The sequence below is a fragment of the Pseudomonas sp. P42 genome (genome assembly GCF_017973755.1).
Taxonomy (GTDB): Bacteria; Pseudomonadota; Gammaproteobacteria; order Pseudomonadales; family Pseudomonadaceae; genus Aquipseudomonas; species Aquipseudomonas iridis.
On record NZ_JACOPU010000003.1, the window covers coordinates 303,713 to 326,993 of the forward strand.

Genomic DNA, 23,281 nt, shown 5'->3' on the forward strand with positions numbered 1-23,281 from the left:
GACGCCTTCGCGAGCAGGCTCGCTCCCACAGTGTTTTATGGCGCTAGTCAGGGTTGTGCTGGTTTTTTAAAGACATAGAACAAGTTCGGCTCACTCACCAGATACAACGTCCCGTCATCATCCATCGCAATGCCTTCCGCCTGCGGAACGGTTTTCTGCAAGCCTTGCCGGCCCTTGCTCAGCGACATGGTGCTGAGCGGGCGCCCGTTGACATCCAGCTCCAGAATCAGCCGCGACTCATCCGACAGCGCCAGTAAATGGCCGCTGCGCTCGTCGTATTGCAGGCTCGACAGATCGCGCACGAACATCCCGGCATCGCGTTTGGGGTTGTTGATCACGTGCACCGCGTAGGACTTTTCCGAATTGAAGTGAGGAAAGCCGTGCACTTCGTAGATCAGCATCGGGTCGCGCTCCTTGGCGACGAACAAGCGCTTGCCCACCGAGTCGTACGCCAGACCTTCAAACCCCTTGTTGCCGGCCATGTGCACACCGAGGGTCATCTGCTCGGCGTCCGCCGCGTCGAGAAAAGTGGTGTCTTCTTCCAGATGTATCTTGATCAGTCGCTGCTGACGCTCATCGGTGATCACGTAGGTATCGGCGCTGATGAACTCGACTGCCTCTGCGTCGCCGAAGCCAATCAGCGGGATGCGCCGCAGGATCTTGCCCTCCAGCGACAGTTCAACCAGTTCGGAATTCTTGTTGGTCACGGTGAACAGGCTGTCGCGCACCGGATCGTAGGTCAGCGCCGACACATCGTCGTCCAGCCCGTCGATGACGCGCGCTTCGATGTCCACGCGATACTGGTCCAGGCCAATGGCCTCGCTGCTCAGCGGCTGCCATAAGGTGTGCAGGTTGAACCAGGCGCGTTCGAACAGGCGCATGTATTGGCCGATCGCGAGCAGCGCGATCAGGGCAATCACCGAAAAGATGAGCAACAGCGGTTTGGGGCGGGCAAGTCGACGCATTCGGGCGGGCTCGGAATCAAGGCAGGCGGATGAAATATCACGCCTGACTGAACTGAAGCTTAATGGCCACTTGCCTTGAACCACAAGACAACCTGTGGAGGAGCTGCCGAAGGCTGCGATCCTTTGATCTTGATCTTTAACAACAAGATCAAAAGATCGCAGTCTTCGGCAGCTCCTACAGGGAGTGAGTTATTTGTGCTTTTCGAAGCGATAAAACAGGTTCGGCTCGCTGACCATGTACAGCGTGCCCGCCTCATCCATGGTCACGCCTTCGGCGCGGGGAATGGTGTTCTTCAAGCCGTTGAAACCGCCGAGCAGGGTCATGAAGCTGACTTGCTCGCCCTTCTCGTCCAGTTCCAGCAACAGGTGAGAATCGGCGGACAGCACCAGCAGGTGGCCAGTGCGCGGATCGGTTGCCAACGCGGAGAGATTGCGGATATCCAGCTCATCGCTGGACAGCTTCTGCTTGTCGCCTTTCAGGGTCTGACCGCCATCGCTTTTCCAGGTGAACAGCGCCGCTGGCCGTTCTTCACCTAGCAGCAATTGTTGGTTGCGCGGGTCCCAGGTGATCGCTTCGAAGGCTTTGTTCTGGTCTTTCGACGGGCCGAGGTCGTACTTGGGAAAATTGGCGATGTTCAGTTCGCGGGTGTCGGCATCGACCTTGACGATCGACAGCATGTGCTGGCGCTCATCGACGATCGCCATCAGGCCGTTTTCCATGGCGGTCAGGCCTTCTGGATTGCTCCAGCCCACCAGCGGCATCTTGCGCAGCACCTCGCCTTGCAGGCTCAGTTCGACGAGGAACGGATTCTTGCCCATCACCGAAAACAGGGTTTTGGTCTGCGGGTTGTAGGCGAGGTCCGATGCTTCGTCCTTCTCCATGCCCGGCAATGACTTGGCATCAATCACCACCCGATAGTCCGGCAGCCAGATGCTTTCCTTTTGCTCGGCCTTGCTTTCAAAGCGTTCCAGCACCCACAGCAAACCCCGGTCATCCCAATGCATGGCAAACGCCAAGCCGTACGCGGCGGCAATCGCCAGCAGCAACCAGGAATACCAGCGCATGGCGAAACGCGACCGGCGTGGGGGTTTGAGCTGAGTTTGAGATGACATCAAGGGACGCTTTCCGAAAATTCAGGCTATGGGTAATAGCATAAAGAGGCCGGCTAGGACGCCAGAATTGCGGGAATTATCCAGACAGGATGTGAAAAAAACGGCAAATGGCGGGATTGACGTTTGCTGCCACCAATCTTCAGGGCAGCAAAAACCATGTGGGAGCGAGCCTGCTCGCGAAGACGGAATGTCAGTCAGCAATGATGTCGACTGACCTGACGCCTTCGCGAGCAGGCTCGCTCTCACAGGGTGTGGCGGTTAGCGCACGCTGCTGTTGAAGCTGTTGGCGCCAACCAGTTCGAGGACGATCTCATCGCCGACATTCAGCGGGCCGACGCCAGCCGGTGTGCCAGTCAGGATCACGTCACCGGCCTGTAGCGAGAAGCAGCCGGCCATGTACTGGATCATCGGCACGATCGGGTTGAGCATCGCGCTGCTGTTGCCGTCCTGACGCACCTCACCGTTGATGGTCAGGCGGATACCGATGTCGGTCAGGTCCGCGAAGGTGCTGCCAACCACGAACGGCGCAAGCACGGCCGCGCCGTCGAACGACTTGGCGATTTCCCACGGCAGGCCCTTGGCTTTCAGCTCGGCCTGCTTGTCGCGCAGGGTCAGGTCCAGCGCCGGGGCGAAACCGGAGATCGCATCCAGCACTTCTTCACGGCTGGGTTTGGTCGACAGCGGCTTGCCGATCAACACGGCGATTTCCGCTTCGTAGTGCACCGAGCCGCGCTCGGTCGGAATGCTGAAACCACCGTCCAGCGGCACCACACAACTGCCGGGTTTGATGAACAGCAGCGGCTCGGTAGGCACCGGGTTGTCCAGTTCCTTGGCGTGTTCGGCGTAATTACGGCCAATGCACACGACTTTCCCGATCGGGAAGTGAATGCGCGTGCCGTCGACGTACTGGTGCTGATAGCTCATTTACCGACTCCTGCCTTCATTTATTCATCAAGAATTACAGATCAAACCGCGAAGATCTTGCCCGGGTTCATGATGCCGTTCGGATCGAACACCGCTTTGACCGCTTTCATGTACTCGATCTCGACCGGCGATCGGCTGTAGGTCAAGTAGTCGCGCTTGGTCATGCCCACACCGTGCTCAGCGGAAATCGAACCGTTGTACTTCTCGACGGTTTCGAACACCCATTTGTTGACGGTGGCGCACTTGGCGAAAAACTCGTCCTTGCTCAGGTTGTCCGGCTTGAGGATGTTCAGGTGCAGGTTGCCATCGCCGATGTGGCCGAACCAGACGATTTCGAAATCGGGATAGTGTTTGCCGACGATCGCGTCGATTTCCTTGAGAAATGCCGGGACTTTCGAGACGGTGACCGAGATGTCGTTCTTGTACGGCGTCCAGTGCGAGATGGTCTCGGAGATGTACTCGCGCAGTTTCCACAGGTTCTGCAACTGGGTTTCGCTCTGGCTCATCACGCCATCGAGGACCCAGCCCTGTTCAACGCAATGCTCGAAGGTTTCCAGCGCGCTGTTGGCCACTTTTTCAGTAGTCGCTTCAAATTCCAGCAGGGCGTAGAACGGGCAATCGGTTTCGAACGGCGCCGGAACGTCGCCACGGCCCATGACTTTGGCCAGGGCCTTGTCGGAGAAGAACTCGAAAGCGGTGAGGTCGAGCTTGCCCTGAAAGGCGTGCAGCACCGGCATGATCGAGTCGAAATCCGCGGTACCCAGCACCATCGCCGTGAGATTTTTCGGCGCGCGATCCAGGCGCATGGTCGCTTCAACCACAAAACCAAGGGTGCCTTCCGCGCCGATAAACAGCTGACGCAAGTCATAACCGGTGGCGTTCTTGATCAGGTCCTTGTTCAGTTCCAGCACGTCGCCCTTGCCGGTAACGACTTTCATGCCCGCGACCCAATTGCGCGTCATGCCGTAACGAATGACTTTGATCCCGCCGGCATTGGTGCCGATGTTGCCGCCAATCTGGCTGGAACCGGCCGAAGCGAAGTCCACCGGGTAGTACAGGCCTTTTTCTTCGGCGACGTTCTGCAAATGCTCGGTGACCACGCCCGGCTGACAAACGGCGGTACGGTCAGTGAGGTTCACGTCGAGAATCTGGTTCATGTAATCGAACGACACGACCACTTCGCCATTGGCCGCCACCGCAGCGGCAGACAGCCCGGTCCGCCCGCCCGAAGGCACCAGCGCGACCTTGTGTTCGTTGGCCCAACGGACAACGGCCTGCACTTGCTCGACGGTCTTGGGAAACACGATGGCGCTGGGCGCCGGGGCGAAGTGCTTGGTCCAATCCTTGCCATACGTGTTCAGGGAGTCGGCATCGGTCAAGACCTTGCCAGGCTCGACCAGGGTCTTCAGTTCATCAATCAGGGCAGGATTGGTCATCGACAGAACTCTCGAACAATTCATGGTCATCCTGAGAACGCTTCACGTCGCAGGAATGAGTGTTTAGCGGGGCGGCTATGCTAGCATACCGACCCCGCAGGCCAGTGCCCAACGGCCTTTCTGCGGTGACGGCTTTCCTGCCGTCGCGGTCAGCCTCTGTTGACCATTTCCTGCCATTTTTCTCCGGGATACAGGTTTACGCAGATGAGCAAGACTTCTCTCGATAAGAGCAAGATCAAGTTCCTTCTTCTCGAAGGCGTCCACCAATCGGCTGTCGACGTCCTCAAGGCGGCGGGCTACACCAGCATCGAATACCTGACAGGTTCCTTGCCGGAAGCCCAGCTCAAGGAAAAGATCGCTGACGCTCACTTCATCGGCATTCGTTCTCGCACCCAACTGACCGAAGAGATCTTCGATCACGCGAAGAAGCTGGTAGCCGTCGGCTGTTTCTGCATCGGCACCAATCAGGTTGACCTGAGTGCTGCCCGCGAGCGCGGTATCGCCGTGTTCAACGCGCCATACTCCAACACGCGTTCCGTTGCCGAGCTGGTGCTGGCCGAAGCCATCCTGCTGCTGCGCGGCATCCCTGAGAAAAATGCTTCCTGCCACCGTGGCGGCTGGATCAAGAGCGCAGCCAACTCCTTCGAAATCCGCGGCAAAAAGCTGGGCATCGTCGGCTACGGCTCGATCGGTACTCAACTGTCGGTTCTGGCTGAAGGCCTGGGCATGCAGGTGTACTTCTATGACACCGTGACCAAGCTGCCGCTGGGCAACGCGACGCAGGTCAACAACCTGCACGAACTGCTGGGCATGTCCGACATCGTCACCCTGCACGTTCCGGAAACCGCTGCGACCCAGTGGATGATCGGCGAGAAGGAAATCCGCGCCATCAAGAAGGGCGGCATCCTGATCAACGCTGCACGCGGTACCGTGGTCGAGCTTGATCACCTGGCCGCAGCAATCAAGGACAAGCACCTGATCGGCGCCGCCATCGACGTATTCCCGGTGGAGCCACGCTCCAACGACGAAGAGTTCGAAAGCCCGCTGCGCGGCCTCGACAACGTGATTCTGACCCCGCACATCGGTGGCTCGACCGCCGAAGCGCAAGCCAACATCGGTCTGGAAGTGGCGGAAAAACTGGTCAAGTACAGCGACAACGGTACGTCCGTTTCGTCGGTCAACTTCCCGGAAGTGGCCCTGCCGGCTCACCCTGGCAAGCACCGCCTGCTGCACATCCACGAGAACATTCCGGGTGTGATGATGGAGATCAACAAGGTCTTCGCCGAAAACGGCATCAACATCTCCGGTCAGTTCCTGCAGACCAACGAAAAGGTCGGCTACGTGGTGATCGACGTCGACGCCGAGTACTCGGAGCTGGCGCAAGAGAAGCTGCAACACGTCACCGGCACCATCCGTAGCCGGGTTCTTTTTTAAGAACAGCTACAAGCCTCAAGCTACAAGCGGCAAGTGATGTTCGCTTCTGCTTTTGCTTGAAGCTCGCAGTTTGTAGCTCGCAGCTGATAAAAGAAGGGAGCCCCGAAGGGCTCCCTTTTTTATTTGACGTTGACGGTGATTTTTTCGGAAACGATCGTTGGGTCAAACGGCATATGGCCGCTGTCGCCAAGAATCAGCTGCAAGGTGTGCTTGCCGGGGGCCAGTTTGATCGTGGCTTCGGTCTGCGCCTTGCCGAAATGCATGTGGTGGGCATCAGTCGGGATAGGTGCGCCTTCAGCCGGCAGGTCGTCGACGTCAATCAGCAGATGATGGTGGCCGGTGTTCTTGGTGACGTCACCCGCGGGCGCCAGCGCGATGTTCTTGACGCCGAACTTGACTTTGAATTCCTGGGAAACCGTCGCACCGTCCTCGGGAGAAACGATGAACACTTCAGCATCTTTCGGCGCCGGCGTCGCCGCACTGGCCAACACCGAAACACCCATCAGCACACCCGCCAGCGCAGCACGTGACATAAAGCTTTTCATTTTCTTCTCCAGTTTTTCCGTAAAATCCGCACGGTCATGACAACTTCATGACCATTCGTTGTCGAAGGCACTCGACAACCATAGCAAAGCGAGCCTGAATCAGAGCATCGCGATAATGATTTCAAAGGAGTGACCATGCGCCTTTTGCCTGGCCTGATCTGCCTGATACCCCTTCTAAGCCCGCTGGCTCATGCCGAACTGATTGATGACGTCAACGACCGTGGTGAGTTGCGCATAGCCCTGGAGGCTAATACACCGCCCTTCAATTTCAAGGAAGGTGACACGCTCACGGGGTTCGAGGTCGAGCTTGGGCAATTGCTGGCCAGTGAACTGGATGTGCGCGCCGACTTCATCGTCACCGACGCCGGCGATCTGCTCCAGGGCGTTGAAAGCGGCAAGTACGACGTCGCGCTCAACCACATAGCACTGACACCCGAACTTAAGGATCGTTTCGACTTCAGCGAGCCGTACAGCCAGGTCGATTCACAATTACTGGCGAAGAAGGATGAGCAGCCACGCCCCATGGTGCTGGTGCAGGCGCTGACCGAAACGAAGCCGGCAGTGAGTGCGCCGGTGGAGTTGGCGATACCGTTTCAGAAGGGTAATCCGGCATTTCGCGCCAGCCTTGAGAGTGCGTTGCAGCGGATCAAGGCGGATGGGCGATTGGCGGCGTTGTCCGAGAAGTGGTTCACCGAAGCCAAGTGAACACAAAACCTGTGGGGGTTTGCGCTGGAATTTTAATCGAGCAGGGTCAGAGCCAGCGCTGCTTGCGACAGTTCAAGCTCGCTGAAAACCTGCACACCATGACGTTTCAGCAGTGCAGCAGTAACCCCCTCACCACTGACCTTAACCCCACTGAACGTCCCGTCATACGTCAGCAGATTCCCGCACGACGGACTGTTGGCCTTGAGCACCACCACCCGTATATCGTGCTTTTGCACCAGTTCCAGCGCCTGCCGCGCACCCTCCAGGAATTGCGCACTGACATCCTCGCCTTCAGTGGTCATCACCGCAGCAACACCATCGAGCACCTCCCCCCCCTGCCCGCCCGGAATCTCCGCCGCCGCCCGCGGCGTCGGCAAGCCACCGGCCACTTCAGGGCACAACGGCACCACCCGTCCTTCGGCTATCCACTGCTCCAACACATCAAACGGCCCGCTGGCCCCGCCGTCGTAACGCACGCGGTGGCCTAACAGGCAGCGGCTGACCAGAATCTTTTGCATGTCAGAAAGGCTCGTTGCCACGACGACGGAACCAGCCCGTCAGCGACAGGCGCTCGCGGTGGGCCGGCAGTACCTCATGCGGTACTTCGCCGGAGAGGAAAACCACCAGACAACCACCGGTAGGTTGGACATCATGAACGCGATCATCGCTCAGATACATGCGCAGCTGACCGCCATCCTCCGGCAGCCAGGCATCATTGAGGTAGACCACCACCGAGACCATGCGCCGGTCATCGTCGCGAAAACGGTCGACGTGCCTGCGATAAAACGCGCCCGGCGGATACAGGGCGAAATGGCATTCGAAATCTTCAAGCCCGAGGAACAAGCCACGGTTGAGGGCCTCGCGCAGGCTGTCCATCAGGTTCAGATAACGGTCACTGGCCTCAGCCTGCCCCGGATCGATCCATTGGATATGGTCGCCGCGAATACCCTCGCGAATCTCTGAAAACGGCCCACGACCGACCGCCGCCGGCGCCAGCTCACCCTCGGCTTCACGTTTACGGCATTCGGCCGCCAGCTCGCCGGTCAAACCGGCGGGCAGGAAAATGTTCTGCTGCGACCAGCCGTGTTCGGCCAGGTCGTCGACAATGCGCAACAGCAGCGGGTGTTCAGAGGATATTTGCATGGCGCGCATAGTATGTCGGCGGCAAGAAATCCGACAGAGCCACGCGGCGGCTTGTTACGAATTCTCGACAAGTCACGGCACCGCACGGAGAATAGTCCGCTGCTGACAGGAGTCCCTATGCGCCGTTTGCTTTTTTCACTGTTGATGTTCTGTGTTTTGCCCGCTTGGGCGGACGGCCACGATCAGCTGTACAAGGTCGCCGGTTGGCCAGAACAACGTGCGCATTTCAATGACGCCCTGAGTGCCGCGCAACAGCGCTATCAAAACAGCCTGCCGCCCGCCGTGTTTCAAGCGCTGGTGAACAACAGCAACCAGCGCTTCGCCCCGCAGGCCATGGATCAACGCGCCGAGGCACAGCTACGGCAGAACCTCGCCGATCCGAAACCTGCGCTGTCTTTTTTCCAGTCGCCGCTGGGCAAGAAAATCGTTGCCGCTGAATTGCTCGCGACCCGCCGGGATCAACTGGCCAAGAACGCCAAGGGCCTACCGAAAATGCCGGCCAGCGACAGCCGCCTGCTGATCATCGGCCACCTCGCCCAGGCACTGCCTGCGCGGGAGGCTGGCGCCGAGGTGAGCCTGGCGATTGCCGGGGTCGCAGCGGACAGTTTGAGTTCGATGATTCCGGGCCTGCTCGGTGGCGGACAGGCGCAAGGCATGTTGAACGGTCAACGTCAGCGCTTGATGGATCAGATCGGCGCGGACATGAACAACACGCTGCTCTACGTTTATCGCGACCTGTCGGATAACGAACTGGAAGAGTTTGCGACGTTCGCCGAATCGACCGAGGGCAAGGCGTATTACCAGGCCGCGCTGGCGGCGATTCGAGCGGGGTTGGCGGTGGGGCAGAACCCGTGATTATCAATCGATAACCGCGACGTTTGCCGTCCTGCGCCTTCGAATTTTTGCGAAATGTGGCGGGTGACACGGGGACTTCCCCGCCACATTGGGCGACTTGACGCGCCGCCTCACTTGCGCAGATTGCTCTCAATACAATTTCGAACTATCTCGGAATCATTGAAAAAATCGACGTTGATGATGTTGCTTTTGCGTTGCCATTCGCTGCCGATTGAATACCAGCCATTCAATTCGGACTTGATATTCTGCACCCCCCAAATCGAATAACAGGTTGCCGACATCGACCATAAAGCCCCTGCTGCTGGTGGATTGCGCATAACACTCTCAATGTGGCTGTAAAGTCGGGAAGTACTTACCAAACCGCCACCCGCCCAACGATGATTTATCTGAGGCCAGATCAATGTTGGATTCAACCTGGACAAACCATTCGGCGCAGCAAGGATAATCCCGCCTCTTGGATAATTGGCCTTGATTTCATTCATTGTCATATTCACCGCTACTCGCGGGATCAGAGCCCAGCCAAAATCACCCACTAGATAATCATGCAATTCTTGAAAGGGTACCGGCGAATTATTCCAGGTCATCAAGTCGTGAATATCCAGGATAACTATTTCGGAAGGATTCGCTTGAAGGAACCAATAAACCTCGTGCATCGTATCCCAGAGGGATCTACCGGACTGCAGGTCATGCGTGTGCACAAACCGAAGACTCGTTCCCGAATGACCGGCGAAGTATTTCAAGCGAATATCAAGGACCCTTATACCGTTGTCCAACTGATACCTGAAAGATTCCCCCTGACAAGTAATGTAAGAGTTACTATAACTCGCCTTGCGATCCATCCCAGCATTGTGTGCCCCCGGCAGGCTTAGCTGCCAGAGCTTCTTATTGCCAATGGAAGATCGCAGATCTCCCATCCAGGATTTTTTGCTATACGAACCACTGCGAGCATTGATTACATTTAAATTTTCCATAAGATAACCCTCGAGCGCACACACTACTTGAGTAGTCTATTGCCCATATAATTAATGTTGATCAGGCTTTATCGGCACAAGCAGACAATTGAAATTTATTTCACTGGCTGCCACACCGCAAAATCAACATATCGCAGAAAAGAGAAAATGACGAAACACCAACCATTGCATAAGTTTTCGAAAATCAATAACAACCCTGACTAACAACTAAAACCTAAAGAGCGCATTAAGAAACTTAGCACTTGCTAGTTAGTTGCTTGGTAAATTGTTACATGGGCAATGCGCTATGCACTTCGCCCCTTAATCCGCTTGCTCAAAAACTCGAAATATTCCTCACGCATATCAGCCGTCTCATTCGCCAGATGATGCCGCGCTTCGGGTAGCAGCAAGATCTGCGGTCGATCGAACTTCAACTTCAACACCTGCAGATTGTGCTGCCAGTCCACGGTCATGTCCGCCTGCCCCTGAATGATCAGCGGTCGTCGCGGACTTTTTTTGGCGAATTCCACCCGGTGGATCCAGCGTGACAAAGCCCCGACCCATGCCGTCGGCAAGCGCTTGGGCTGCAACGGATCGGCCAGCAGAAACGGCAGGAAATCCGGGTCGTTGGAGTTCTCGCTGAAGCGCCGCGCGATGCCCCGTACGAAAGGCCGCAGCAGGTAATAACTCAGCTGCGACCAGCCCCACGCCCGCGGTCTCACCAGTGGCGACAGCAAAATCACCTGACCCTGCGCCGGACTGTTTTCGCCATGATTGAGCACATGATCGACGACGATGGCGCCGCCAGTGCTTTGTCCGCACAAGTGCCAGGGTTGCGGCAGGGCAATCGAATTGGCTTCGACGAATAAGGCTTGCAGCGCGTCCTGATATTCAGAGAAGTCGCGGATGCTCGCCCGCGTGCCGCTCGACAGACCATGCCCGGGCAAGTCGCAGGCGATGACCGCAAAATCCTGATCCAGCGCCCACTCGATCACATGCCGATACAGCCCGGTGTGGTCGTAGAAACCGTGCAATAGAAACAGCGTGCCCTTGACCTTCTCCGGCCACCAGCAATGGCTCACCAGTTCGTAGCCATCAACGGCGAAACGGCCCATGCCGCGCCAGACATCACGCTCGGGAAAATCGGTTTTGTAGAAGCATTGATAGGCCTTGGCTTCGTCCGACAACGGCTGCCACTCAGCCAAAGGCTTGAGGCTGGCGCGTAATTGATCGGGGTCGAAAGTAGCGGGCATGAGGCAAATTCCAGAGCGGTGAACAGACTTTATCGGCTTGCGATATTCATCTGTCGCGGCAAGCATGGCAAGCTAGCCGCCCCTCAAGGATCGAAATACATGCGTTCGTCCTACCGCACCGCACTGTTTGCCAGCCTGCTCGCGCTTGTGTGTGCCGGCGTGTTGTGGACGGCGTACGACTGGTTTCAGGGCCGATATTTGCGCGCGTTCAGCGAGCACACCGCGGTTTTTTCCGGCGACCCGCTGCGCCTGCCGGATGATCTCGCCGGACCTGGCAAGATTCGCCTGGTGCATTTCTGGGACCCGGCCTGCCCCTGCAACGTCGGCAATCAGCAGCACCTGACCGAGATGGTCAAGCATTTCAGCCCCAGAGGCGTCGAGTTTTTCGCGGTGCAGCGACCCGGCAGCCACGGCCAGTTGCCCGTCACTTTGAGCAGCCTCAAAACCATCGCTGTATTGCCCGGTGCCGAGCAGATTCCCGCCAGTCCCGCTGTGGCGATCTGGGACCGAAGCGGCAAACTCGCGTACTTCGGCCCCTACAGCGAAGGCCTGACCTGCAACTCCAGCAACAGCTTTATCGAACCGATCCTGAACGCGTTGACGGATGATCGCCCGGTGAATGCCACGCACACGCTGGCGGTCGGCTGCTATTGCCCGTGGCCGGTGCAGGCGCAATAAGGCATTCCGGACTTTTCAAGGACAGCGATGCACGGCACAGAAGGTCTGTGCTAATTGTTTGCAGCCCGGCGGGCGGCAATTCCGCATGCACAAGGAGTCACCATGAAACGCGTGTTCACCGTTCTTGCCTTGCTCATCGTTGTCCTGCTCACTGGCGCAGGCGGGTACATCTACAGCAAACAGCCGACACGCCAGGGCCAGATTGAACTGCGCAACCTGCAAGGTTCGGTGACCGTGCGCTACGACGAGCGTGGCGTGCCGCACATCCGCGCCGAGAACGAAACCGACCTCTACCGTGCCCTCGGCTATGTGCATGCCCAGGATCGTCTGTTCCAGATGGAAACCATGCGTCGCCTCGCCCGGGGCGAACTGGCCGAAGTGCTCGGGCCGAAGCTGCTCGACACCGACAAACTGTTCCGCAGTTTGCGCATTCGTGAACGCGCGGCCAGTTATGTGGCCAGCCTCGACAAGCAGTCGCCGGCGTGGAAGGGCCTGCAAGCTTATCTGGATGGCATCAACCAATATCAGGACACGCACGCCGCGCCTGTCGAGTTCGACGTGCTGGGCATCCCCAAGCGGCCGTTCACCGCCGAAGACAGCATCAGCGTCGCCGGTTACATGGCCTATAGCTTTGCCGCTGCGTTTCGCACAGAACCGTTGCTGACCTACGTGCGCGATCAGCTTGGCGCTGATTACCTCAACGTCTTCGACCTCGACTGGCAGCCCAAAGGCGTACTTGCCAAGGGCCACAGTACGTCGGCGCCGGCACTCGCCACCAATGACTGGAAAGACCTCAACGCCCTCGCCCGCCTCAGTGAGCAGGCGCTGATCGACAACGGTCTGCCGCAATTCGAAGGCAGCAATGCCTGGGTCATCTCGGGCAGTCGAAGCCAGAGCGGCAAGCCGCTGCTGGCCGGCGATCCGCACATTCGTTTCTCGGTGCCATCGGTGTGGTACGAAGCGCAGTTGTCGGCACCGGGGTTTGAACTCTATGGCCATCATCAGGCGCTGGTGCCTTTCGCGTTCCTGGGGCACAACCTGGATTTCGGCTGGAGCCTGACCATGTTCCAGAACGACGATCTGGACCTGATCGCCGAGAAGATCAACCCGGACAACCCGAATCAGGTCTGGTATCGCGGCCAGTGGACCGACATGGTCAGCAGCGAGCAGCAGATCGCCGTGAAGGGCCAGGCGCCGGTGACCATCACCCTGCGCCAGTCGCCGCACGGCCCGATCGTCAACGACGCGCTGGGCGCCGCCGCCGGCAAGACACCGATCGCGATGTGGTGGGCCTTCCTCGAAACACCGAACCCGATCCTGGAGGGTTTCTACCAGCTCAACCGCGCCGACACCCTGGCCAAGGCCCGCGCCGCTGCGGCCAAGGTACAGGCGCCGGGGCTCAACCTCGTTTACGCCAATGCCAAGGGCGATATCGCCTGGTGGGCTTCGGCGTTGTTACCCAAGCGCCCCGCCGGGGTCAAGCCGGGCTTCATCCTTGATGGCAGCACTGATCAGGCGAACAAGGACGGTTTCTACCCGTTCAGCACCAACCCGCAGGAAGAAAACCCGGCACGCGGCTATATCGTCTCGGCCAACTTCCAGCCCGTGTCGCCAAGCGGCATGGAGATTCCCGGTTACTACAACCTCGCCGACCGTGGCCAGCAGCTCAATCGCCAGCTCAGCGACAAGAGCGTGAAGTGGACCAACGAAGCCAACCAGAAACTGCAACTGGGCACAGCCACCGGTTACGGCCCGCGTTTGCTGGCGCCTCTGCTGCCCGTGCTGCGCGAGGTGGTGAGCGATCCGGCGCAGTTGAAACTGGTCTCGCAACTGGCGCAGTGGCCAGGCGACTATCCACTGGATTCGGTAAGCGCGACGGTGTTCAACCAGTTCCTCTACGACCTCGCCGATGCCGCGATGCGCGATGAGTTGGGCAATGACTTTTTCGACACGCTGTTGTCGACGCGGGTGATTGATTCGGCATTGCCACGCTTGGCGGCGAACGCTGATTCAGTCTGGTGGGATAACCGCAACACGCCAACCAAAGAGACTCGCGCCGATACCGTGCGCGCGGCATGGCAGGCGAGCATGAAGCACCTGAAGCTGACCCTCGGTGACGATACGTCCGCATGGAAATGGGGCACGGCGCACACGCTGACCCACGGGCATCCGCTGGGGCAGCAGAAGCCGCTGGATCGCATCTTCAACGTCGGGCCGTTCGCCGCACCGGGCAGTCATGAAGTGCCGAACAACCTTTCGGCGAAGATCGGCCCGGCGCCGTGGCCGGTGACTTACGGGCCTTCTACGCGGCGTCTGGTCGACTTCGCTGATCCTGCTCACAGCTTGACGATCAACCCGGTCGGGCAGAGCGGCGTGCCGTTTGATCGTCACTATGACGATCAGGCTGAAGCGTACGTCGACGGGATTTACGTGCAGGCGCATTTCAGCGACGAAGAGGTGACGGCGAATACGCGGAGCACGTTGAAGCTGCTGCCGGCGCGTGGAAACCCTTAAAAGCCCCTCACCCTAGCCCTCTCCCATAGGGAGGGGGAACCGATTGGGGGATATCGACGAGCTACGCCGACTTGACCGATCACTACTGAATCCATAATCGACAGAGCCATTTCAGGTCGATGTATGGCGCAAGACACCTCGCTCGGCCCCCTCTCCCTCTGGGAGAGGGCTGGGGGGCAAGCCGATGAACTGTGTTGAGATCATCCGCAAATCCCTCTGGACCTGAGGATCACCACAAAAACAACTGTGGGAGCGAGCCTGCTCGCGAAGACTAAATGTCAGCCAACATTTGAGTCGACTGACACTCCGTATTCGCGAGCATGCTAGCTCCCACATTGGATTTGGATTGGCCTGAATATTAAGGCCAATCCAGATTGGCTTACACCACTCCCGGTGCCGGTGCGCGACGTACGTCCGGTTGCTTCCACGAATCGGCAGCGCTTTCTTCGATGGCTTGCTGGATGGCTTTCTTGCGGGCTTCTTCGGCGCGGCGGCTGAAGAACCAGACCATGAAAGTCACGATCGACACCGCCAGCAGAATCAGGCTGGCCACGGCGTTGATCTCAGGCTTGACGCCCAGACGTACCGCCGAGAACACTTCCATCGGCAGCGTCGTCGAACCCGGGCCCGACACGAAGCTTGCCAGTACCAAATCGTCCAGCGACAGCGCGAACGACATCATGCCGCCCGCTGCCAACGATGGCGCGATCATCGGGATGGTGATCAGGAAGAACACCTTCCACGGCCGCGCCCCCAGGTCCATCGCCGCTTCTTCAATCGACAGATCCAGCTCACGCAGGCGCGCCGACACCACCACTGCCACATAGGCCGCACAGAACGTCGTGTGCGCGATCCAGATGGTGACGATGCCACGTTCCTGTGGCCAGCCGATCATCTGCGCCATGGCCACGAACAGCAGCAACAGCGACAGACCGGTGATCACTTCGGGCATTACCAACGGCGCCGTCACCAGGCCGCCGAACAACGTACGGCCCTTGAAGTGGGTGATACGCGTCAGCACGAATGCGGCCAAAGTACCCAGTGCTACCGCAGCCACCGCCGTGTAGCAGGCGATTTCCAGCGAGCGCAGTACCGAGCCCATCAGTTGCGAGTTGTCGAGCAGGCCGACGTACCACTTGATCGACCAGCCGCCCCACACCGTTACCAGTTTCGAGGCGTTGAACGAGTAGATCACCAGGATCAGCATCGGCAAGTAGATGAACAACAAACCCACGACCAGCATCAGGCTGGAGAAACGGACGCGCTTCATTCTTTACCCTCCATTTCCTTGGCCTGACTGCGGTTGAACAGGATGATCGGCACGATCAGGATCGCCAGCATCACCACCGCCAGCGCGGACGCTACCGGCCAGTCACGGTTGTTGAAGAACTCTTGCCAGAGCACCTTACCGATCATCAGGGTTTCCGGGCCGCCGAGCAGTTCCGGGATGACAAACTCGCCCACGACCGGAATGAACACCAGCATGCAGCCGGCAATGATCCCGTTCTTGGACAGCGGAATAGTGATTTTCCAGAAGCTGTTGAAGGTGCTCGAACCGAGGTCAGAAGCCGCTTCCAGCAGACTGTTGTCGTGCTTCACCAGGTTGGCGTACAGCGGCAGGATCATGAACGGCAGGTACGAGTAAACGATGCCGATATACACCGCGAGGTTGGTGTTGAGGATCTGCAGCGGCTCATCGATCAGGCCGATGCTCATCAGGAATCCGTTGAGCAGGCCATTGTTGCTGAGGATGCCCATCCACGCGTAAACGCGGATCAGGATTGCCGTCCAGGTCGGCATCATGATCAGCAGCACCAGCACCGTTTGCATTTCTTTACGGGCCGTGGCGATCGCGTAGGCCATCGGGTAGCCGATCGCCAGGCACAGAACGGTGCTGATCAACGCCATCTTCAGCGAGCCGAGGTACGCGGCGATATACAACTCGTCGTCGCCAAGCATCGCGTAGTTGCCCAGGTTCAGCAGCAGTTGCAGCTTCTGCTCGGCAAACGTGTAGATCTCGGTGTACGGCGGAATGGCCACGTCGGCTTCGGCGAAGCTGATCTTCAGGACGATGAAGAACGGCAACATGAAGAACAGAAACAGCCAGATGAACGGAACCCCGATGACCAGCTGGCGGCCATTGGGAATTATTCGGTTGATGCGCCGTTTGAATTTGCGCATGTTCATGAGCGAAGTACCACACCGCTATCGTCTTCCCACCACACGAAAACCTGATCGCCCCAGGTCGGACGGGCGCCACGGCGTTCGGCGTTAGCGACGAAGGACTGCACCAGTTTGCCGCTCGGCAGTTCGACGTAGAACACCGAGTGCCCGCCAAGATAGGCGATGTCGTGCACCTTGCCGCTCGACCAGTTGTATTCGCAGGTCGGTTGTTCGGCGGTGACCAGCAGTTTCTCCGGACGAATCGCGTAGGTGACCGACTTGTCCTGCACCGAAGTGCTGATGCCGTGACCCACATAGATCTGCCGGTCGAGGTCCTTGCAAGTAATGGTCGCGTGACCCTCGGCGTCGTCGATCACTTCACCTTCGAAGATGTTGACGTTGCCGATGAATTCGCAGACCAGACGGCTGGTCGGGGTTTCGTAAATGTCGATCGGGCTGCCGATCTGGGCGATCCAGCCCAGGTGCATGATCGCGATGCGCTCGGCCATGGTCATGGCCTCTTCCTGGTCGTGGGTCACCATCACGCAGGTCACGCCGACGCGCTCGATGATTTCCACCAGCTCGAGTTGCATCTGCGAACGCAGTTTTTTATCCAGTGCGCCCATCGGTTCGTCGAGCAGCAACAGCTTCGGCCGCTTGGCCAGCGAACGCGCCAAAGCAACACGCTGACGCTGACCGCCAGACAGTTGATGTGGCTTGCGCTTGGCGTATTGGCTCATCTGCACCAGTTTGAGCATCTCGGCCACGCGGGCTTCGACTTCAGCCTTGGGAATCTTGTCCTGCTGCAAACCGAACGCGATGTTCTGCGCCACGGTCATGTGCGGAAACAAGGCGTAGGACTGGAACATCATGTTGATCGGACGTTCGTACGGCGGCATGTCGGTAATGTCGACGCCGTCGAGAAAAATGCGCCCCTCCGTGGGCCGTTCGAACCCTGCCAGCATCCGCAGCAGAGTGGATTTGCCCGATCCCGAACCGCCGAGCAGGGCGAAGATCTCACCCTTTTTGATTTCCAGGGACACATCGTCCACGGCAATCGTCTCGTCGAACTTCTTCGTGACCCGGTCGATTTTGACCAACACCTGTTTGGGTGTCTGGTCGCCCTCGAGGGCTTTCTTATAGGCGCCGGAGGCAACTGCCATTTACGAAACTCCCAGAAAAAAAGAGTGCAGTTCGCCCAATGCGGACGAACCCAGGATAGTTTGTGCCTTACATCCCCGACTTGACCTTGGTCCAGCTGCGGGTCATCAGGCGCTGAATGTTCGGTGGCAACTCGGTCGACACGTAGGCCTTGTCAATCACGGCCTGTGGCGGATAGACCGATTCATCGGTACGGATGGATTGATCCATCAGCTTGTCCGAGCCCGGGTTGGGGTTGGCGTAACCGACAGAGTCACTGACCTGAGCGATCACCTCAGGTTTCAACAGATAATTGATGAAGGCGTGGGCCTGCTTCACGTTCGACGAATCCTTGGGAATCGCCAACATGTCGAACCACAACGCGCCGCCCTCTTTCGGCACCGTGTAGGCGATGTTCACGCCCTTCTTGGCTTCTGCCGCGCGGTTCTTCGCCTGGAAGATATCGCCGGAGAAACCGATGGCCACGCAGATGTCGCCGTTGGCCAGGTCGCCGATGTATTTCGAAGAATGGAAGTAGGTTACGTAGGGGCGCACGGCGAGCAATTTGTCGGTGGCTTTCTTGTAATCCTTGGGATTGGTGCTGTTGGCATCCAGACCCATGTAGTTGAGCACGGTCGGCATCATTTCATCGGCCGAATCGAGGAATGCCACGCCGCAGCTTTGCAGCTTCTTGATGTTTTCCGGCTCGAACAGCACACCCCAGGAGTCAATCTTGTCGACGCCCAGCACAGCCTTCACTTTATCGACGTTGTAGCCGATGCCGTTGGTGCCCCACAGGTACGGTACGGCGTACAGGTTGCCAGGATCGTTCTGCTCCAGACGCTTGAGTAGCGCCGGGTCGAGATTCGAGTAATTTGACAGCTGCGCCCGGTCGAGTTTCTGGAACGCGCCCGCCTTGATCTGCTTGCCGAGGAAGTGGTTCGACGGCACGACCACGTCGTAGCCGGTACGCCCGGCGAGCAACTTGCCTTCCAGGGTTTCGTTGGAGTCGAACACGTCGTAGACCGGTTTGATCCCGGTCTCTTTCTGAAAGTCGGCCAGCGTCGATTCGCCGATGTAATCCGACCAGTTATAAATATGCACCGTGCCGGCGGCTTGGGCACCGACGGCGATCGTCAGGCCGGCAGCGGCCAGCAGCGCATTGCGCAAAGAAGAAAAAATAGGCACGTGAAGGTCCTCTAAAATTAGTTGGGCCCAAGTTGCCCAGCGCTGCATGACAGCCATGGCTGCCCGGCAACAAAACCGGCGCGCAACTTACCCTCGAAAAACCGTTCCAGCAAAACTTTCTGTCATTTAATTATTCCGCTGGCCGCCGTCGCGCAGACGACGGCCAACGGTTGCGGCTTCAAACCGGTTTATTTACCGGATTTGATTTTGGTCCAGCTGCGGGTGATCAGACGCAGTGTGGCGGCATCCAGATCACTGATCGCATAGAGCTGCTTCTTCACTTCAGCCGAAGGATAGATGCTCGCATCGCTGGTGATGTCTTTGTCCACCAGCGGTGTGGCCGCCTTGTTGCCGTTCGGGAAACGCACGGCGTTGGTGATCTCGGCCATCACTTCCGGCTGCAGCAGGTAGTTCATGAACTTGTAGGCGGCGTCGACGTTGGTGGCATCCTTTGGAATGGCAACCATGTCGTAGAAAGTGCCGGCGCCTTCTTTCGGAATCGTGTAGGCCAGTTTGACCTTGTCACCGGCTTCCTTGGCGCGCGACTTCGACTGCTCCAGGTCACCCGAGTAACCCACGGCCACGCAAATGTTGCCGTTGGCCAGGTCGGAGATGTACTTGGAGGAATGGAAGTAGGCGACCGAAGGACGAATCTTGAGGAACAGATCTTCGGCGGCTTTCAGGTCAGCCTTGTCTTTGCTGTTGGTCGGTTTGCCCAGATAGTGCAGCGCCGCCGGAATCATTTCGGTCGGTGCGTCGAGGAAGCTCACGCCGCAGCTTTTCAGCTTCTCGATGTTCTCAGGCTTGAACACGATGTCCCAGGAATCGATCTTGTCGATACCCAGTGCAGCCTTGACCTTCTCCGGGTTGTAGCCGATGCCGATCGAGCCCCACATGTACGGGAACGCGTGTTTGTTGCCCTGGTCGCTGGCATCGCCAACGGCTTTGAGCAGGTCTTCGTCGAGGTTCTTCCAGTTCGGCAGCTTGGACTTGTCCAGCTCCTGATACACGCCCGCCTTGATCTGCTTGGCGAGGAAGTTGTTGGAAGGCACCACGATGTCGTAACCGGATTTACCGGCCAGCAATTTGGCTTCCAGGGTTTCGTTGCTGTCGAACACGTCGTAGACGACTTTGATGCCGGACTCTTTTTCAAACTTGGCAACGGTGTCCGGTGCGATGTAGTCGGACCAGTTGTAGACGTGCAACACCTTGTCGTCCGCCTGAACCGCACCCGCCATCATGCCCGCGATGGACAGAGCGAGAAGTGTCTTGCCAGCAAGCTTTTTGCCTAATGCCTTCATGCGTAATGCTCCAAATTTTTCTTTTTTGAACCACTTTGTTCAGCGGCCGAACCCGGACAACTGGAACCGCGGCTAGTCTGGCAAGATCCGAGGCGGTCTTTCAAGGAAAGACCAGCCTTTCTGACAGCTTTGCGCGAGAGCGCCGAGGCTTTCCCGCACAAAGCCTAGCACTTAGCCCTGCAACGCACTGAGGGTCAGGTCCAGACACTTGCGTGCCTTTGTAACCAGCTCGTCGATTTCCGCTTTGCTGATCACCAGCGGCGGCGCGATGATCATGGTGTCGCCCACGGCGCGCATGATCAGACCGTTGTCGAAGCAGAACTGGCGGCAGATCATGCCCACGCCCTTGCCCTCGTAACGTTTGCGAGTGACTTTGTCCTGCACCAGCTCAATCGCCCCCAGCAGACCGACCCCGCGAACTTCACCCACCAACGGGTGATCGTTCAGTTCCCGCAGACGTTTCTGCAAATACGGTGCCGTTTCGCTGTGCACGTTCTCGATAATCTTTTCGTCGCGCAAAATGCGGATGTTTTCCAGGCCCACTGCCGCCGCCACAGGGTGACCGGAGTAGGTGAAACCGTGGTTGAAATCGCCGCCTTCGTTGAGCACCGCGACCACTTCGTCACGCACGATCAGGCCACCCATCGGGATGTAGCCGGAGGTCAGGCCTTTGGCGATGGTCATCATGTCGGGCTTGAGGTCGTAGAAATCGCTACCGAACCACTCACCGGTGCGGCCGAAACCACAGATCACCTCGTCCGCGACGAAGAGGATGTCGTACTTGGCGAGGATTTCCTTCACGCGCGGCCAGTAGCTGTCGGGCGGAATGATCACGCCGCCGGCGCCCTGGATCGGCTCGGCAATAAAGGCACCGACGTTGTCGACGCCGACTTCGAGAATTTTCTCTTCCAGCTGATTGGCTGCCCAGATCCCGAACTCTTGCGGGGACATGTCACCGCCTTCGGCGAACCAGTACGGCTGGGCGATGTGGACGATGCCCGGGATCGGCAAGTCGCCCTGCTCATGCATATAGGTCATGCCGCCCAGGCTCGCGCCGGCCACGGTGGAACCGTGATAACCGTTCTTGCGGCTGATGATGACTTTCTTGTTCGGCTGGCCCTTGATCGCCCAGTAGTGGCGAACCATGCGCAACATGGTGTCGTTGCCTTCAGAGCCGGAACCGGTGAAGAACACGTGGTTCATGCCTTCCGGCGCGATTTCGGAGATGGCCTTGGCCAGTTCCAGTGCCGGCGGGTGAGCAGTCTGGAAAAACAGGTTGTAGTACGGCAGTTCGCGCATCTGTTTGCTGGCGGCATCGGCCAGTTCATCGCGACCGTAACCGATGGCCACGCACCACAGACCGGCCATGCCGTCGAGGATCTTGTTGCCTTCGCTGTCCCACAGGTAAACGCCCTTGGCGTTGGTGATGATCCGCGGGCCCTTCTCTTTCAGTTGCTTGAAATCGCTGAACGGGGCCAGGTGGTGATCGCTGCTCAGCGCTTGCCACTCACGGGTTTGCGGGTTGTTGCTGGTCATGCCAATTCTCCTTGTTATCGGTGAAGGCGCGGCGGCTGACCACCGCGCCCCGGCGTATCAGACGGCGAAGAGCAGGTACTCACGCTCCCACGAACTGATCACGCGCTTGAAGTTTTCATGCTCGGCCCGCTTGACCGCGACGTAGCCCGTGATGAAAGTTTTGCCCAGGTATTTCTCGACAGTCGCACTGTTTTCCATGCGTTCCAGCGCGTCCTCGATGGTCAGCGGCAGGCGCAGGTTGCGGCGTTCATAGCCACGACCGACGACCGGCGCGCTCGGGTTGAGGCCCTCGACCATGCCGATGTAACCGCAGAGCAGGCTCGCGGCAATCGCCAGGTACGGGTTGGCGTCGGCGCCCGGCAGACGGTTTTCCACGCGGCGGTTTTGCGGGCCGGCATCCGGTACGCGCAGGCCCACGGTGCGGTTTTCTTCGCCCCACTCGACGTTCACCGGCGCCGAGGTATCCGGCAGAAAGCGGCGGAACGAGTTGACGTTGGGGGCGAACAGCGGCAGCAATTCCGGGATCAGCTTCTGCAGGCCACCGATGTGGTGCAGGAACAGCTGGCTCATGGTCCCGTCTTCATTAGAGAAGACGTTTTTGCCGGTCTCGATGTCGATGATGCTCTGGTGCAAGTGCATCGCGCTGCCCGGCTCACCGGTCATCGGCTTGGCCATGAAAGTGGCAGCTACGTCGTGCTTGAGCGCGGCTTCGCGCATGGTGCGTTTGAACACCAGAATCTGGTCGGCCAGCGAAAGAGCGTCACCGTGACGGAAGTTGATTTCCATCTGCGCGGTGCCGTCTTCGTGGATCAGCGTGTCGAGATCCAGTTCCTGCAACTCGCACCAGTCGTAGACGTCTTCGAACAGCGGGTCGAATTCGTTAGCTGCTTCAATAGAGAACGACTGACGACCGATTTCCGGACGCCCGGAGCGGCCGATCGGCGGCTGCAACGGATAGTCAGGGTCGTCACTGCGCTTGGTCAGGTAAAACTCCATCTCTGGCGCCACGATCGGCTGCCAGCCCTTGTCGGCGTAGAGTTTGAGTACTTTCTTGAGGACGTTGCGCGGCGACAGTTCGATCGGGTTGCCTTGCTTGTCGTAGGTGTCGTGAATCACCTGGGCGGTTGGCTCGATGGCCCACGGCACCATGTACACGGCGTTCTGGTCGGGGCGGCAGATCATGTCGATGTCGGCCGGGTCGAGCAGTTCGTAATAGATGTCGTCTTCGACGTAGTCGCCGGTTACGGTCTGCAACAGAACGCTTTCTGGCAGACGCATGCCTTTTTCGGCGATGAACTTGTTGGTCGGCGAGATCTTGCCCCGGGTGATACCGGTCAAGTCGGCGATCATGCATTCGACTTCTGTGATCTTGTGGTCTTTCAACCAATCGGTGAGCTGGTCGAGGTTGTTACTCATAAATGCCTCTGGGCTGAGTCTC

21 protein-coding genes are annotated in these 23,281 nt (G+C 58.4%); 5 read left to right on the top strand and 16 right to left on the bottom strand.

Translation table 11 applies throughout. The features are described 5' to 3' along the window. Window positions 1-47: 47 nt before the first annotated feature. The 4 genes from H8B20_RS10765 to H8B20_RS10780 form a co-directional block, all read right to left on the bottom strand. A complete protein-coding gene (locus H8B20_RS10765) occupies window positions 48-965 on the bottom strand; it encodes an SdiA-regulated domain-containing protein (RefSeq protein WP_210623119.1) in 918 nt (305 codons plus the stop codon). Window positions 966-1,154: 189 nt separating this feature from the next. Next, window positions 1,155-2,078, bottom strand: a complete 924-nt coding sequence (locus H8B20_RS10770; RefSeq protein ID WP_210623120.1) for an SdiA-regulated domain-containing protein — start codon at window positions 2,076-2,078, stop codon at window positions 1,155-1,157. A gap of 258 nt (window positions 2,079-2,336) precedes the next feature. Next, on the bottom strand, window positions 2,337-3,002 hold the full coding sequence (locus H8B20_RS10775) for a fumarylacetoacetate hydrolase family protein (protein WP_042561622.1): 666 nt from the start codon (window positions 3,000-3,002) through the stop codon (window positions 2,337-2,339). A 41-nt stretch (window positions 3,003-3,043) separates the two neighbouring features. Beyond that, entirely contained in the window at window positions 3,044-4,438 is a 1,395-nt protein-coding gene (locus H8B20_RS10780; RefSeq protein ID WP_210623121.1) for an FAD-binding oxidoreductase, read from the bottom strand. Between the two features lie 204 nt (window positions 4,439-4,642). Here H8B20_RS10780 and serA point away from each other — a divergent pair, with 204 nt between their 5' ends. Further along, a complete protein-coding gene (serA, locus tag H8B20_RS10785) occupies window positions 4,643-5,872 on the top strand; it encodes a phosphoglycerate dehydrogenase (protein ID WP_042561624.1) in 1,230 nt (409 codons plus the stop codon). A 119-nt stretch (window positions 5,873-5,991) separates the two neighbouring features. Here the strand turns inward: serA and H8B20_RS10790 are convergent, their stop codons facing one another. Next, window positions 5,992-6,417 carry a DUF4399 domain-containing protein gene (locus tag H8B20_RS10790; protein ID WP_210623122.1) on the bottom strand — a complete coding sequence of 142 codons (426 nt, stop codon included), beginning with the start codon at window positions 6,415-6,417 and terminating at the stop codon, window positions 5,992-5,994. A gap of 135 nt (window positions 6,418-6,552) precedes the next feature. Between H8B20_RS10790 and H8B20_RS10795 the strand changes: the two genes are divergently transcribed. After that, complete coding sequence (locus tag H8B20_RS10795) at window positions 6,553-7,122, top strand: transporter substrate-binding domain-containing protein (RefSeq protein WP_210623123.1); 570 nt, start codon at window positions 6,553-6,555, stop codon at window positions 7,120-7,122. 32 nt (window positions 7,123-7,154) lie between these two features. Here the strand turns inward: H8B20_RS10795 and H8B20_RS10800 are convergent, their stop codons facing one another. Then, window positions 7,155-7,640 carry a 2-thiouracil desulfurase family protein gene (locus tag H8B20_RS10800; protein ID WP_210623124.1) on the bottom strand — a complete coding sequence of 162 codons (486 nt, stop codon included), beginning with the start codon at window positions 7,638-7,640 and terminating at the stop codon, window positions 7,155-7,157. 1 nt (window position 7,641) lies between these two features. After that, window positions 7,642-8,274 (bottom strand): 2OG-Fe(II) oxygenase, encoded by a 633-nt coding sequence (locus H8B20_RS10805; protein ID WP_042561628.1) that lies wholly within the window; start codon window positions 8,272-8,274, stop codon window positions 7,642-7,644. A 108-nt stretch (window positions 8,275-8,382) separates the two neighbouring features. Between H8B20_RS10805 and H8B20_RS10810 the strand changes: the two genes are divergently transcribed. Continuing rightward, the gene (locus tag H8B20_RS10810) at window positions 8,383-9,120 is read left to right on the top strand and encodes a DUF2059 domain-containing protein (protein ID WP_210623125.1); all 738 of its coding nucleotides are present in this window, start codon (window positions 8,383-8,385) and stop codon (window positions 9,118-9,120) included. Between the two features lie 110 nt (window positions 9,121-9,230). Here H8B20_RS10810 and H8B20_RS10815 read toward each other — a convergent pair whose 3' ends face one another. Continuing rightward, on the bottom strand, window positions 9,231-10,091 hold the full coding sequence (locus tag H8B20_RS10815; RefSeq protein WP_210623126.1) for a phosphatidylinositol-specific phospholipase C domain-containing protein: 861 nt from the start codon (window positions 10,089-10,091) through the stop codon (window positions 9,231-9,233). A 284-nt stretch (window positions 10,092-10,375) separates the two neighbouring features. Further along, window positions 10,376-11,323 (bottom strand): phospholipase BipL, encoded by a 948-nt coding sequence (gene bipL, locus H8B20_RS10820; protein WP_210623127.1) that lies wholly within the window; start codon window positions 11,321-11,323, stop codon window positions 10,376-10,378. Between the two features lie 99 nt (window positions 11,324-11,422). On the opposite strand from bipL, the gene H8B20_RS10825 reads away from it, so the two are divergent. Continuing rightward, complete coding sequence (locus H8B20_RS10825; protein ID WP_210623128.1) at window positions 11,423-12,001, top strand: DUF6436 domain-containing protein; 579 nt, start codon at window positions 11,423-11,425, stop codon at window positions 11,999-12,001. A gap of 102 nt (window positions 12,002-12,103) precedes the next feature. After that, complete coding sequence (locus H8B20_RS10830) at window positions 12,104-14,515, top strand: penicillin acylase family protein (protein ID WP_210623129.1); 2,412 nt, start codon at window positions 12,104-12,106, stop codon at window positions 14,513-14,515. A 379-nt stretch (window positions 14,516-14,894) separates the two neighbouring features. On the opposite strand, the gene H8B20_RS10835 is transcribed toward H8B20_RS10830, so the two are convergent. The 7 genes from H8B20_RS10835 to H8B20_RS10865 all read right to left on the bottom strand — a co-directional run bounded on the left by H8B20_RS10835 (window position 14,895) and on the right by H8B20_RS10865 (window position 23,259). Continuing rightward, the gene (locus H8B20_RS10835) at window positions 14,895-15,785 is read right to left on the bottom strand and encodes an ABC transporter permease subunit (protein ID WP_210623130.1); all 891 of its coding nucleotides are present in this window, start codon (window positions 15,783-15,785) and stop codon (window positions 14,895-14,897) included. Next, window positions 15,782-16,663, bottom strand: a complete 882-nt coding sequence (locus H8B20_RS10840) for an ABC transporter permease subunit (RefSeq protein ID WP_181818471.1) — start codon at window positions 16,661-16,663, stop codon at window positions 15,782-15,784. Before H8B20_RS10840 ends, H8B20_RS10835 begins: the two co-directional genes overlap by 4 nt. A gap of 35 nt (window positions 16,664-16,698) precedes the next feature. After that, a complete protein-coding gene (locus H8B20_RS10845) occupies window positions 16,699-17,841 on the bottom strand; it encodes an ABC transporter ATP-binding protein (protein WP_115146591.1) in 1,143 nt (380 codons plus the stop codon). 67 nt (window positions 17,842-17,908) lie between these two features. After that, window positions 17,909-19,006, bottom strand: a complete 1,098-nt coding sequence (locus H8B20_RS10850) for a polyamine ABC transporter substrate-binding protein (RefSeq protein ID WP_042561636.1) — start codon at window positions 19,004-19,006, stop codon at window positions 17,909-17,911. A gap of 188 nt (window positions 19,007-19,194) precedes the next feature. Beyond that, window positions 19,195-20,307: a polyamine ABC transporter substrate-binding protein gene (locus H8B20_RS10855; protein ID WP_042561637.1), complete on the bottom strand. Its 1,113-nt coding sequence runs from the start codon at window positions 20,305-20,307 to the stop codon at window positions 19,195-19,197. 171 nt (window positions 20,308-20,478) lie between these two features. After that, a complete protein-coding gene (locus tag H8B20_RS10860; protein WP_210623131.1) occupies window positions 20,479-21,843 on the bottom strand; it encodes an aspartate aminotransferase family protein in 1,365 nt (454 codons plus the stop codon). Window positions 21,844-21,900: 57 nt separating this feature from the next. Further along, entirely contained in the window at window positions 21,901-23,259 is a 1,359-nt protein-coding gene (locus H8B20_RS10865; protein ID WP_210623132.1) for a glutamine synthetase family protein, read from the bottom strand. Between the last annotated feature and the right edge of the window lie 22 nt (window positions 23,260-23,281).